Source organism: Desulfopila sp. IMCC35008 (genome assembly GCF_010646885.2).
Lineage (GTDB): Bacteria > Desulfobacterota > Desulfobulbia > Desulfobulbales > Desulfocapsaceae > Desulfopila.
Window position 1 is genome coordinate 4,313,169 of sequence record NZ_CP050700.1, and the last position, 13,363, is coordinate 4,326,531.

The window sequence follows — 13,363 nt, forward strand, 5'->3', positions numbered from 1 at the left end:
CCATGTTGCTCAACTTTTTGCAAAACTCCAGACTCGGCGGTCGTGACCACTTGAAACAGTCCTATCTTGAGAAAATGACGAGAAGAACACCGTTCTCGTCATTCCTGAACTACGTGGCATACGACGAGCAGACAGAGATCTACCTCAACCAGGATGATAGCCTGGGCATACTCTGGGAATGCTACCCGCTGGTTTATGCAGGTCCCAAAACTATCAATGCCCTGGAAGGTCTCTTCCGGGCTGGTATTCCCAAAGACAGCGTTATTCAACTCACCTTCCATGCTGATTCGTTCATAGAACCTATCCTTGACCGGTATAGGGCAAGCAGGACAAGGCCAGATGAGATCATCCGTTCCAACACAGACAAAGTGGTGGATTTCATGATGGCCGGCAAGAAAGGACTCAGGAACTGCAGCAATATCCCGGTACGGAATTTCAGGCTTTATGTGGCCGTGACAATTCCTGCAAACAGCCAGGGGATGCCCAAACCCGAGGACTTACATGATCAGGCTAAAGTTGCCCCTCTCATGGAGATCAAACGCCAGGTCAACGAGACCCTGAAAGCGGCTCTTCTTTCTCCGTATCACATGCGGCCTGACGAACTGCTCGAATTGCTACGGCGTCTGATCAATTCTTACCCTGACGGATACCCGGAAAATAATCACGGTGTCTACAGTGATCAGGTTCCCCTGCGAAAACAGATTATCACCGCTGATACCCCAATCCGTGAAGAAAAGGATCATATGGTCGTTGGTGATAACTACTTCTGCTGTACCACTCCGAAAATCATCCCCAAGCAGGTCAACTCCCTGCAAACGAATTCGTTGTTCGGCGGCATTTGGGGCGTTGTTTCCGATGCCGACCAGATCAAGACAGATTTTCTCTACACCTTTAACATTATTTTCGAAAAAGGGCTGGAGATGAAAATCCATGGCAAGTGTAACCTGCTGCTCAACCAGCAAGCCGTTGGTTCACTTTCCCCGACACTCAGGAGAAAGCAGGCAGAATTCCTGGAAGCAACTGATCAACTAGAGAGCGGAGAAAAGTTTGTAAAGGTTATCCCGATCATCTGGGTATGGAGCGATGAGCTCGAACATGCCAGGGACTCCCTGACCCGGGTTCGACGTTTATGGGAAAATCAGGGGTATGTTATGCAGAAGGATAACCTGATCCTGAAAATCCTGTTCCTCTCTTCCCTGCCCTTCTGCATGTATACTTCTGGCAGGAACGTTGAAAACCTGGAACGCGATTTTGTTGCACCCGTGGGAGGGATCACTTCGATTCTTCCCGTCCAGGGTGACTTCTCCGGTTCCGGAGGCAACCCAAATCTGATCTTTACCGGTCGCAAAGGGCAGCTTGTTTCCCTGGATTTCTTTGCCAAAGGAGCAGCCAATCACAATGTCCTCTGCTGCGCCACGTCCGGATCCGGCAAATCTTTTCTTATCAACTATATCGCCTTTAACTATTATTCCACCAACGCCATGGTGCGGATCATCGATATCGGCGGCAGTTACCAGAAAATCGCCCGTATGCTTGGAGCCAGATATCTCGATTTCCAAGCCGATACCAATGTCTGCCTCAATCCCTTCACTTATATCCTGGAACCGGATGAAGAGCTGAAATCCGTAGCGGCTGTTTTTGCTCAGATGGCCTACTCCAACTCGGATATGGAGAGATGCGATGACACCGAAATGAACCTCATCCGTAACGCGGTCAGGTGGGCCTGGCAAGTCAAAGGTCAAGAGGCCGATGCAGATACGGTTTACACCTTCCTGATGAAATTTCCTGAGGTGGAAAACGCGGATCTCGAAGAATTAGCCGATAACAAACAGCTGATTGAATCAGCAAGAAAACTAGCCTTCAACATCCGGGAATTTACTTCCCACGGCTTTCACGGCAAATTTTTTACCGGCCCTTCTTCGTTTGATATCCGTAGAGATGAGTTTGTCGTTCTCGAGTTGGAAAATCTCAAAATCCAGCCTGACCTGTACCGCGTCGTCACCCTCCTCATTATTAATGCCGTTACCCAGGATCTTTACCTTTCCGACCGCTCACGGCCCAGGCTCGTGATCTTCGAAGAGGCCTGGCAATTCCTGGACAAGGCAGCAATGCTCTCCCCTGTGATCAACGAAGGCTATCGCAGAGCCAGGAAATACAACGGCAGTTTCATGGTGGTCACCCAGTCCTTGCTTGACCTGATGAACTTTGGTGAGGTGGGCAAGGTTGTTAACGGAAACTCACAGTTCAAGATCCTACTCGAGTCCGGCGACTTTTCACAAGCCAGGAGTATGGAATTGATCGACTATGACGACTTCACCATGGAACTCCTGAAATCACTCAAATCCAATCCGCCGTACTACTCTGAGATCTTCTTCGACACACCCTTCGGACTTGGTGTGAGCCGCCTGGTCGTTAATGACTACGCCTACTTCATCTACACGTCCAAGGCTGCTGAAATCGCCATGATTGAGCAACTCGTGGAGAAAGGGCTTACACACCACGAAGCCATTGGACATATGGTCATGTTGAGGGAACAAGGTGAAATATAATTTGTTATCTTTTTATATTTTTACCTTTTTAGCTATTGCTGTGAAAGCTCCGGCAATAACTGAACTTGAACCTGCCGGGGCAGTGTATCCGGTGGTGGAGCCGGATGTCCGGATTGAAATAAAACAGGAAGCAGTCAGCAAGTGGAAACAGCAAAAATCAGACTACCTGGAGAAACTATACGCCTATCAACCAACCAACTTGCAACTGCTACCAAAGGCCAGGCAAGATCGTTCATTCAGCGTTGATATGACCTACACCCTGGATCGTGATCTGGCAGACAAGGACGGTAAAGTGCTCTACCCCAAAGGGTACACGTTTAATCCCCTGGACTATATGACCTTGACCATTGGCCTGGTGGTAATCGACGGAGCTGATCCGGCTCAGGTGAAATGGTTCAAGGCGTCCCCTTATTCTTCCAATCACAAGATGAAGCTTATGCTATCCGGGGGCTATGCACGGTCATTAATATCTGAACTTAACCGGGCTGTATTCTATCTGGACCAAGAGGTTTCCGATCGTTTTCAACTGGCAGCTGTCCCATGTGTTGCCGTGCAGAAAGATAAACACATCCAGGTCAGGGAATTTCTGATTCAGGAGGAGAATTAATGAAAGCGCAAGCATTCATTCTCCCCCTTCTCCTGGTACTCCTCATCACCGCCGGCAATTGGTCAAAGGCAGGAACGCCTTTCAATCCAATGACAGATATCCATTACAGTGAAATTCAACTGACCTTTCTGGGAATTTGCATCTGTCCCCGGCCACCACCGATCTTTTACGAGGAAGGTGAGATATGGACGTATTGGGAGCCACTTGCTGCTGTCGATACCGTCAGCACCCCCTTCTACTCCGCATTTATCGGATCATCTTTTGGCGGTTCTCTTATCGATGAATTGGGAGGAACAAATGCAACCCAGGACGCGGTCAGTATTGCCAATGAAAACAATTTTGCCCAGGCGCATTCATATCCGATTCCGCTTTTAAGCTGGCTCATGTGCAATCGCTATGACTACCCGTTCTGGGTATCCGAATATGACGTGCAATGGAACAATGATGAGTTGTCCGTGCTTATCCACCCGGAAGCTGCGCTTTATGCAAATCCTGTCATGCAGATGGCATGCATGGCCGATGCAACGGCAACAAATGTTGGCGCCACGCTCGATTTCATGCCCTGGTGCATAGGTTCAGGCGGTTCGGCCTATCCAATGACTGGCTCGATACAGAATGACGAAATAACCCAGGCCAACAACAGCGCTGCTGCCCGCCTGATCTACAAACTCAATCGGGTTTTCATGATTTGCGACCCTGCCCAGTCCCCTTGTGGGTGTATGAATACACCGGTCTGGGTCAAAAGCCATTACAAAACCCATGTGGTTCGCCCTGGCGTTCGAGCACCGGCCTGGCCCTTTGGTGTCACTTCCGCCTATTACAACTCCGGCCTCAATGTTCCGATGGTTGGCGGAGGCCTTGGTCCCAATGACCAATACCTATGGACTGTTTACAGGAGGCAATTTTGCTGTACGTGCTGCGAATAATGATAATGCTTCTCCTGTCAACTGTTCCCACTGCGGCTGATGAACTGGAGAAAAGTGTACAGCAGGCTATGGAGCAGGCGAGAAAGGATGCTGCCAAGATAGAAATCCCGGCGAATAAACATGAGGATGAGGGGATGAAGGCTGCCCAGGAAAGCGCAAGCTTATTCAATTCTCCTGAGTTTCAAGAAAAACTCCAGTGTGAAAAGCGGCGGATCAGAGAGGAAGTTTTTGCAGATTACACTCCTGATGCAGAGGAAAAGGACACGCCTATCACTGGCAAGCTGTCAGAAAACGAGAAGGTGTATCTCTTTATTTCATCCTCCATCCCTGATGAAACGATCAACACATACCTGGCAGCAATTGAAGGATTGGAGGAGCCAGGCATAAGCATACTTATGAAAGGTTTTGTCCCGGGTCAACGTGGTCGCTACCTGACCCGGATTACTCAAAAAGACCGGAACTGTATTGACCGGATGCAACAGGAAAATCCAGTGGTCTGTGAGCGATTCGACGTACCAATCAGGATTCAGCCCTCCTTGTTTGACAAATATGATGTTACCCGGGCACCTGCAGTCGTATATGAACGAGAAGGAAAGGCCTGGAAAATAACCGGAGATGCCGGACTCGATTACCTGCTGGAACAGATTAACCGGGAGGCAAAGAGCCCCCACCTAAGTCACCTGGTCACCACTCTGCAAGGAATGAAATATGAGTGAAAGCGAACCCGCACCTGGAAATACCCGATTAACACCTGGCTACATAGAAGTCATCGTAATTGTTCTGATCATCGTAACCGGGGCCTTCTATGGTTATGACAGGTATTTCGCCCAAAAGATCAAAATAGTGGATATGAGCGGGTATTTTCGGCAACAAAAAGCGCTTATGGCAGCCGGTGAGATAACAGAAGCTGATTTCAGGGTCAACCTCAACCAGGTGGACACCCTTATCAGCCAGGATGCAGATCTCCATAAAAATCAAATCTACATTCTCAAAGAAGTTGTACTGAAAAATGGGAACGAACTCACCCTCAAATAAAAAGCGGCCCTTATGGCAGCTCAACAAAAAGGAACTAAGCATAGTTCTTGTCCTGTTGACCGGACTTATCGCCGGGCTTGTACTCCCTCAGCGGATCATCATCGCCACCAGTGACTCGCTTGACCACCGCATATTTTTCAAGGTGCCGGTGGATACTACCAGGATTAAGCATGGAGACTATCTGCTGTTCAGGGTGCAACAAGGAGAACACACGCCCTTTATCCGCAAAGGGCTCACAGAAAACAACGTTTTGATCAAAGAGGTTGGCTGCATCCCGGGAGATCTTTTAACCAGGGACGCTGATGGAGTCTTTTTCTGCAAACAAAACCTGCTTGGCAAGGCCCTGACAAAAGACAGTAAAGGCAATGTGCTTCCCGTCTTCGATTTCAACGGCCCTATTCCAATGGGACGTTTTTTCATGAAGGGCACAAATCCCCGTTCCTTTGATTCTCGTTACTTCGGACTGATCCATGACAGTGCATTTCTCTCAAAAGCTCTGCCGTTATGGTAGCACGTTCATACTTGCAGCAGGACTTTGGATAATTCTGTCTACCTGTTGTCATGCCCTGGGTGAGGGAAATCCACAATTTTACGAAAAACAAAAAGAAGGCTGGTTCTGGTATCACGACCCACCACCAGAACCGGATGAGAATGAGGAACAAAAAATAAGCCTGGTTCAGCAGATCCCGCAACAACAGGAAAATAGATACAGGGGAGCAAATCTCGAGCAAGTGAGCCTGGAAGATTTGTGGAAAATGTACCCCGATGACTTCCAGCAGCTACTTGATCATGTCCAGAACCTGGCAGTCCAGGCTCCAACGGAAGAGAACACTCTCCGGTACCTGGTCATGCAGGACGTGGCGAGGAGAAAGGCCCTTGCCTACACTAACAGTGCAATGTACGTGACCCAGAAATACGGAAACCTGTTCAATATCAACCAGGTCTATCCAACATCCAGGCCGGGAGTCACTGCCAGAGTGCAAATACAGAATCAAGAGATCGGGCAAACCATCTCAAATGCCAGGAACAACCATGCCCTGATCTATTTCACCAGCCCCACATGTGGCTTCTGTGAGAAACAAAACGGCATCCTCTCCTATTTCGTGGAAAAATACGGCTGGACGATAAAGCCGGTGGATATAAGCCGACAACCAGGTGTTGCCGCAAGGTTCAACATTGAAACAACTCCCACCCTGTTGCTCATAAAAAAAGGAAGGGAAGAACATATGACAGTATCCGTTGGAGTTGTCACACTCACTGAACTCGAGCGTAAGCTCTACCGTGCAGTCCGCTATCTGCAGGGTGAAACAAGGGATGACAATTTCCTGATGTACGACTTCCAGAAAGGTTCGGCATTCGACGCAACCTCGATCCTAAACAATGAGGGCAAGCAACCATGGCAAGGAAAGTAATCTTCGTAGCAGCAAGCGTCTTTCTCCTCTTCTCAACCTCCACCCATGCCGAATGGGTTGATGATTGGCTGCAGCAGCGCAGCATAAGCGGCCCAAACTACTTTCACGGCCAGGAACGGGGCTTTTATCAAGCCGGAAGTTTTTCCACCCGCTGGTCAAACACCAACGATTATCCAATTACCGTTGAATCTCCCAGGATCAAAGCCGGCTGTGGAGGAATCGATGTGTTCCTTGGTGGCATGTCTTTTATGAATTCCGACTACCTGGTGGATAAGATGCAGGGGATCCTGAGCAACGCCGCGGCTGTTGCCTTTGACCTTGGCTTAAAGACCCTCTGCTCCCAGTGCTCCAACACAGTCAAGAACTTTGAAGCCATTGCTGACAAGCTCAACTCCATGCAGATCGAGGAATGTGCGACCGCCCAGGGACTGGTCGGGGTGGTGATGGATGAAAACGGTTTCCACTCATCAGAGGTTATGCGGGAAAAGCTTGGTACTGCGATCAAGGAAAACAAGCTGGCCCAGGGTATCACGGAGATGTGGGACATTGCCACCAAGGAGGACCAGACCAATAACAACATACCGCAGGCTGCAGATGTCACCCGTATCAACAGCGGCTGCAATGCAGATATCCGCAACACCTTCTTGTCGGGCGGTTCCTTGCTCGACAACCTTGGTTCCAGCATGGGGATCCCTTCCGGCCACACCGATCTTATTCGTGGTCTGGTTGGTGATATCACACTTCAGGGACCTGCCAGCGCCTATAAAGTGAGCTACGAAGGTCCCTGCCCTCAGAACAACCCTGACGATATCAAAGGAATCTCCGAAGGGATACTCTATTCCAAAAATTCCGGCGGCACCTGTACCCTGATCACTGATGCTAACAGGGACCTGGTCCAGTATGTGACCGACACCTTAAACGCCATCGTCACCAAGATAGAGTCCAGAACCGCCCTCAGCACCACGGAACAGGATTTCCTGGAGTCGACACCACTATCACCTCTACCCATCCTCAAGACCGCCATTGGCAGTAACATGAAGGAGTCAATGGTTACCAGCCTGGCAGATCTCACTGCCAAGGCATACAGCCTGCAGATGCTCTCCGACTTGTACATCCGTGCAGAATCCATTGCGGTAAAAGCCAAAGAGATGCTGGAGAAAAAGGCCGGAGCCGCCAGCGGACAGCCTGCCGAGAACTGCAACCCCGCAGTATTTGCCGGCCACATCGATACCGACCTTGGCATTATGCTGGGAAGAATACGACAAAGGCAGGAAGCATCAAGGGAAGCCTATATCGCTGCTGCAGGTGAGATAACCACCATCATGGCCTATATGGAAAATATGCAGAAGATCGAGACCCAGATGGTCAGCGAAATTACCCGCAGATACGGCAAAGACATTGCTTCACGAATGCAGCTTTGATTATCATGAAAAAAATCTACCCTTTATTACTCACCGGCCTGTTGGTATTTGCTGCCGCTCCGGCGATGGCAATAGATATGGAGTTTTATACCTACGGTGGTTTTAACCCTGTTGTACAGGCCTTCGCCAAGGTTGCACTTATTTTCGGTGATAGCGGTTATAAAGGACTACTTGTCGTCGTCACTGTTTTAGGCATAGTGGCCGCCGCTGTAGGAATGATCGCCAAAGCCACAGTGGGTGGCAGGATCAGCCTTACCTGGCCTGTCCCTGTACTGGCTGGAATGGTGGTCTATATTGCCCTGTTTATCCCCACCGGCAACATCACGGTCTACGATCCGGTCCTCAACCGATTCCAGATTGTCCCAAACGTCCCGGACGCTATCGTTGCCACAGCAGGCACTCTCAACAAACTGGAAAAAGGTCTGGTCGATATTATCGACACAGCTTCTGCCCCCAACGCCCACTATCTGGATACAGCCGGTGGAAAGGGATTTAAGGTCCTGGAGGCCATAAGGGGGTCAAGCCCCAAAGATAACCATGCCCGGACTTCAATGATCCGTTACATCAAGGACTGCGTGACCTTCGAACTGCTACGGCCTGGCTCCACAATATCCCTGGATACCATGCGAAACAGCTCTACCGATTTTCTGACTGAGCTCGCAGGCGCACAGAACCCGGCCATCTATACAGTCTATTACGACAGCACAAACCCTGAAGGACAAACCATGACCTGCACCCAGGCGTGGACACAGCTGCAGCCAATCTACTCAAACCCCACCAACTATGACGAGGCCATTCAACGCGCCTGCGCCAAAGCCCATTTTGACCCGAACAGCACCACGGAAATGCTGAGGTGCCAATCCCTCATCTCAACCACCATGCTCCATGTTACGGGAAATTCCTACACCCCGGAGCGACTCATTCAACAGCGACAGATTGCCGAAATTCTTTATAACTTCTACTACCAGGATGATTACGAGACCTCAGTCCTGATGGAGTCGGACAGAAAGATCGTAGCCACCGGCATGGGAATCGGCATCACAATGAATGAGTGGATTCCCATTATCCGTGCAATTATGACAGCTATTGCGGTCGGTACCCTCCCCTTTCTCGCCCTGTTCCTGCCCACACCGGTTATTGGTAGAGCTGCATCAGTTATGTTTGGGTTTTTCGTATTTCTCACCACCTGGGGAGTAACCGATGCCGTTATCCACGGTGCAGCCATGGACTATGCTGCTTACGCCTTCGAGGATGTTCGACAGTCAAACCTAGGAGTATATGCCATGGCATCCTTTCCCAACATGTCACTCAAAATGATGGCCATGTTTGGGGTAATCCGCTCAGCGGGGATCATGTTGGCCAGTATCTTTTCCATGATGCTGGTTCGATTCGGAGGTTCGGCCCTCGCTCATTTCGCCACAAACCTCGGCTCTATCGCACGAGGTGCTGGTGCCCAGGCTGGAGCACTAATTACACCGGAAGGCAACGCCTCAGCCCTCGCCGAACAGACCAGAATTGCAGGTTTGCTTGAAGGAATGCAGGAACACCGGTTTACCAATATGGCTGCCGCCGGTGCATACAAGATGCATTCAAATGTTGGCGGATATCATGCCGCCATGAACACCAGGAATTCCCTTCAGGACACCGGTCATCTTCCACAGGGAACGACTGCAGCGGAATATGCCCAGGCTGAAACCTCCGCTGGCCGATCCGCAGGTACAAACGCTGGTGTTATCAGTGTCACAACTGGAACTGATGGGAATGCCTCCAGGATGAAAGGTGAATCAGTCAATGCAGATGGATCCACAACCACAATAACCACAGGTACTGGTGGTACTGGCCAGGCAGTAGATACCATGCCTGCTGGCACCGCAAAATATGATGTCGATGGTAATGGCAATCAAACCCTCACCTACGCTCAGGTTAATGGCATGAATCCAATCAGCATCGGGCAGTCTCTGCAAAACCAGCTTATTGGCTCAGCTTCAAACAGTCTTGGCGGTTCTTCCAACTGGAATATGATGACCCGGCAACTGCAGAGGGATAGCCTTACCAGTACCAGCGCCCAGAGCTACAGTGAACGGCTTGATAATTCCATGAGGTCGAACTGGCAAAGATCGTTCAATGACTCGTCGAGTTTTGTACATTCGATGGATCAGTATTCACGCACACAATTGTCGTCAATGCTTAATGCTGGTGGAAAAATAGGTCTTGGCCTATCAGCCGGAGCAGGCGGAAACGCGCAGATTACTGTCATGGGTAATGATGGGGAAACAGTAAGCTTTAACGTTTCCGAACAAACAGCCCAAGCCTTTGCCCGAGATCAGGCAAGGATACGAGCAGAGTCCATACAGGAAACTTTTTCAGGTTCCCAAGGCCTGGATTACCTAACAGATATCTCAAAGCAGATTGGTGCTACTGAAAGTTACTCCTTTCTTGAAGATGCACGACGAGTTGAGGCGGCAACGCAATCCTACGGGACCAATATGCAAACTGCTTTTGTCCGCGATTATGCAACGAATCAGTTTGGAGATGAAAATCCTGCAAGCATTAGAAAGGCAGTAGGAAATTTAGCACACATGGCGCAAAGCAATCCTCAGGCATTGAACAAAATGGTTGAAGGATTTGTCAGCGGTAATGGCTATGGCTGGGGTACTACCAGCGGAAAGGTAATCAGTGCTATGGATGCAATGGGCAACCGGACTCATGACGATGCAATATTGAGAGGAGCTATAGACCATACAACCAATGCGGCAAGGAAAGAATCGTCTGGGGTCACAACAAATAATCTGGTTCCACCTGATCAGAAAGGTTTACGCGAGCCAGACTCAACCCCTGCAGTAGATAAAGCAGATCATCTAAGAAACATTGCTCGCAACGAGGAAACAGGTGATGGAAGGATACGAACAACTCCAACTGGAATGGCAAAAGAAGGTGTCGGAAAAGTATTTGATGGTCTTGTCGATAGTCAGGGAGATAGACCTACAAAGGATGGATATTTCGATTATACAGGGACGGTACAAAGAGTGGGAGAAACACCTCCTCCAGGACCCGTTCCCAAAAATGCGCCGAGTACAATCGGGGGCAAGAAATAGTTAATATGATTTAACTACCTATTTCTATTATGAACGTTTGATGAAAGACAAGACCAACTTGAGTCAAATTCTAAATCTTCTTCGATTTCAAACTCACCTTTTTCAGCAGGCCGAATAGATTTAGAAAAGGATCGGATACCACTCCCCACAATTTCCCAAAAAGAGACTTTACGTGCTGGAACCGTATCCTCATGAAACAGCTTCCCGCATGCAGCGCAGTATTCGTCATCTTCACAACGGCAACCGCAATGGGGACATATAGCGTATTCAAGGGTCATAGCTTTGTCTTTCTAAAAAGGTGGTAGTCGTTTGTTGGGTTCATCCCTTTATAAATCCTTACAACATCGTGATAAAATGTCAAGCTCACCTGAATAGACCTACTCCTCCCCCTTCTGCTTCAGTTGCTTAATAACCCGATCAAAATCGCTCTCAAAAAGACGATCCTGAACAATCCGGTACTTTTCAAATTCACTCTCCGCGTGGGCTTTGGCTATTTCTGCAGTAACCTTCCCGGCATCTCGTAAAATTTCCCGGTCTGTTGCCTCAATAAAGCGATTAAGGCGTGCTTCCCAATCCTGCATTGTCATTGGAATTTGTCGCAAGGCCATATCCTCAGCGACATCCAAATAGGCAGCAACCAGTCGGCGCAATTGTGCCATTTCGCCTTCAGTTAGGTAATTTTTGGCGATACTGACATCGAACTTTTGAATCTTCCCATCAGGAGCATCCTTCCAAGTGGTTAACCCCATGTTATCCTTTTCATGATCCGCACGCTCCACGATAACTTCCGCTGCAGTTTGTCCATGAATAGCCCAGTGCAGTTTGTTCTGAACGGTCGCAAAGAAACGCTTTGTGGCTTTCGCTGTTATGTCATAATCAATAGAGGTTGCATAGATATCAGTGATCTTTTGGTAAAACTTACGTTCACTCAGGCGTATTTCCCGAATGCGCTCCAACTGCTCTTCAAAATACTTACTACCAAGGATAGAGCCGTCACTCTTGAGACGCTCATCATCCATGGTAAAGCCTTTCACGGTGAATTCCTGGATAATCTTTGTCGCCCACTTCCGGAACTGAACAGCACGTTCGGAGTTGACTTTGTAACCAACTGCGATAATGGCAGAGAGATTGTAATGCTTGGTGTTGTAGTTTTTGCCATCAGCGGCAGTTATCCGAAAATTTCGGATAACTGAATTTTCCTCTAACTCGCTGTCACTGAAGATCTTTTTCAAATGATAATTAACCGTCCGAACATCTACGTCATAAAGCACCCCCATCATTTTCTGGGTCAGCCAGATATTTTCATCCGCATAAATTGCCTCGACACCACCCTCACCACTCGCCGCAATAAAAGTTAGATATTCAGCAGCCGAAGATCGGACAATGGATGACTCGTTTTGGGTGGATTTCCCGTGTTCTTTATTTATTCTACCAGCCATGCCCTTTCATGTATCAATATGATATTTTAAAAATTTCTTGAATTTTTGGCGCACCATATTTCGCTTCCCCTGTTTTCACCAGGAGGTTTGGTAATATCTGACATTCTCCAAAGCTATGAGTATGTCCACAGAAAACTGTCATCTGCTTATCATGTGCAGTTCTCATACTACCTTTCAAAACATCACCCATGGCTTGGCAGGAGAAATGAGGCAACCAATCATCTGTTGATATTTCACCTTCATGCCAACAGGCTTCAATGAATGGAGGAACATGGGTCAAAATTATAATGTGGCTATATTGCTCCAGAGCGACGAGAAGTCTTCCCCGAATGTACGAGGCAGCTTGATCTCCCAAACGATTCAACAGAGCCAGGCGACCAACACCACCAGCCTGCACAAAATCTTGAATCTTCAGGTAATCGTTGAGCAATACCTTCGAGTCTTTATAATTTCCAAGCCTGCCATCTGACCACCCATCATGGCCAATCAAGCAGGTATCGTTATTCAAAGGAACAATGCCAGAGCTGGGCAGCCAATGGAGCCATTTCGATCTCTGACATTTCTTTTTAACAATTGAACGAACCGATTCTATATCCCCACCATAATAATCATGATTACCGAGGACAAAATAAACAGGTGTTTTATAGAGTTTCTCAAACAATTGAAGATGATCTTCAATCTGATGTGCTGTAGAAATATCCCCGGTTATCCAAAGGCAACCAAGCCCTTTATAAGCCAGGCTTTCAACAAATGCAGCTGCTTCTTTATTTGTTAAAAATTCCAAATGAATATCAGTCAGCCAACCACAATGTAAAATTTTCCGTTTTGTCGACGTCATGATAGTCTTTTCTATTTAAAAAAATTAAAACAGCTTCTGAA

General features: G+C 48.4%; 11 protein-coding genes. 9 read left to right on the plus strand and 2 right to left on the minus strand.

Going from position 1 to position 13,363, the window contains the following annotated elements:
* Positions 1–2 precede the first annotated feature (2 nt).
* Genes GA520_RS18645 through GA520_RS18685 form a run of 9 tightly spaced genes read left to right on the plus strand, consistent with a single transcriptional unit; the run spans position 3 to position 11,045 of the window.
* Positions 3–2,549, plus strand: coding sequence for a TraC family protein (locus tag GA520_RS18645; protein ID WP_163338750.1), 2,547 nt, complete (start codon positions 3–5; stop codon positions 2,547–2,549).
* On the plus strand, positions 2,539–3,156 hold the full coding sequence (locus GA520_RS18650) for a hypothetical protein (RefSeq protein ID WP_163338751.1): 618 nt from the start codon (positions 2,539–2,541) through the stop codon (positions 3,154–3,156). Before GA520_RS18645 ends, GA520_RS18650 begins: the two co-directional genes overlap by 11 nt.
* Entirely contained in the window at positions 3,156–4,082 is a 927-nt protein-coding gene (locus GA520_RS18655) for a TraU family protein (RefSeq protein WP_163338752.1), read from the plus strand. The genes GA520_RS18650 and GA520_RS18655 overlap by 1 nt, the downstream gene beginning before the upstream one ends.
* On the plus strand, positions 4,070–4,798 hold the full coding sequence (locus tag GA520_RS18660) for a TrbC family F-type conjugative pilus assembly protein (RefSeq protein WP_240910183.1): 729 nt from the start codon (positions 4,070–4,072) through the stop codon (positions 4,796–4,798). Before GA520_RS18655 ends, GA520_RS18660 begins: the two co-directional genes overlap by 13 nt.
* Positions 4,791–5,117 carry a hypothetical protein gene (locus tag GA520_RS18665; RefSeq protein WP_163338754.1) on the plus strand — a complete coding sequence of 109 codons (327 nt, stop codon included), beginning with the start codon at positions 4,791–4,793 and terminating at the stop codon, positions 5,115–5,117. The genes GA520_RS18660 and GA520_RS18665 overlap by 8 nt, the downstream gene beginning before the upstream one ends.
* On the plus strand, positions 5,092–5,628 hold the full coding sequence (locus GA520_RS18670) for a S26 family signal peptidase (RefSeq protein ID WP_163338755.1): 537 nt from the start codon (positions 5,092–5,094) through the stop codon (positions 5,626–5,628). The genes GA520_RS18665 and GA520_RS18670 overlap by 26 nt, the downstream gene beginning before the upstream one ends.
* Complete coding sequence (locus GA520_RS18675; RefSeq protein ID WP_163338756.1) at positions 5,588–6,529, plus strand: conjugal transfer protein TraF; 942 nt, start codon at positions 5,588–5,590, stop codon at positions 6,527–6,529. Before GA520_RS18670 ends, GA520_RS18675 begins: the two co-directional genes overlap by 41 nt.
* Positions 6,514–7,950: a conjugal transfer protein TraH gene (locus GA520_RS18680; RefSeq protein ID WP_163338757.1), complete on the plus strand. Its 1,437-nt coding sequence runs from the start codon at positions 6,514–6,516 to the stop codon at positions 7,948–7,950. Before GA520_RS18675 ends, GA520_RS18680 begins: the two co-directional genes overlap by 16 nt.
* Positions 7,951–7,955: 5 nt before the next feature.
* Positions 7,956–11,045, plus strand: coding sequence for a conjugal transfer protein TraG N-terminal domain-containing protein (locus GA520_RS18685; RefSeq protein ID WP_163338758.1), 3,090 nt, complete (start codon positions 7,956–7,958; stop codon positions 11,043–11,045).
* Between the two features lie 377 nt (positions 11,046–11,422).
* Here the strand turns inward: GA520_RS18685 and GA520_RS18690 are convergent, their stop codons facing one another.
* Positions 11,423–12,484, minus strand: a complete 1,062-nt coding sequence (locus GA520_RS18690; RefSeq protein WP_163338759.1) for a virulence RhuM family protein — start codon at positions 12,482–12,484, stop codon at positions 11,423–11,425.
* 13 nt (positions 12,485–12,497) lie between these two features.
* A complete protein-coding gene (locus tag GA520_RS18695; protein ID WP_163338760.1) occupies positions 12,498–13,322 on the minus strand; it encodes a metallophosphoesterase in 825 nt (274 codons plus the stop codon).
* Positions 13,323–13,363 lie beyond the last annotated feature (41 nt).

Coding starts and splice junctions, on each gene's coding strand:
- GA520_RS18670 (WP_163338755.1), top strand. CDS start 5,092: ATGGGAACGAACTCACCCTCAAATAAAAAGCGGCCCTTATGGCAGCTC.
- GA520_RS18690 (WP_163338759.1), bottom strand. CDS start 12,484: ATGGCTGGTAGAATAAATAAAGAACACGGGAAATCCACCCAAAACGAG.
- GA520_RS18675 (WP_163338756.1), top strand. CDS start 5,588: ATGACAGTGCATTTCTCTCAAAAGCTCTGCCGTTATGGTAGCACGTTC.
- GA520_RS18655 (WP_163338752.1), top strand. CDS start 3,156: ATGAAAGCGCAAGCATTCATTCTCCCCCTTCTCCTGGTACTCCTCATC.
- GA520_RS18645 (WP_163338750.1), top strand. CDS start 3: ATGTTGCTCAACTTTTTGCAAAACTCCAGACTCGGCGGTCGTGACCAC.
- GA520_RS18665 (WP_163338754.1), top strand. CDS start 4,791: ATGAGTGAAAGCGAACCCGCACCTGGAAATACCCGATTAACACCTGGC.
- GA520_RS18685 (WP_163338758.1), top strand. CDS start 7,956: ATGAAAAAAATCTACCCTTTATTACTCACCGGCCTGTTGGTATTTGCT.
- GA520_RS18695 (WP_163338760.1), bottom strand. CDS start 13,322: ATGACGTCGACAAAACGGAAAATTTTACATTGTGGTTGGCTGACTGAT.
- GA520_RS18680 (WP_163338757.1), top strand. CDS start 6,514: ATGGCAAGGAAAGTAATCTTCGTAGCAGCAAGCGTCTTTCTCCTCTTC.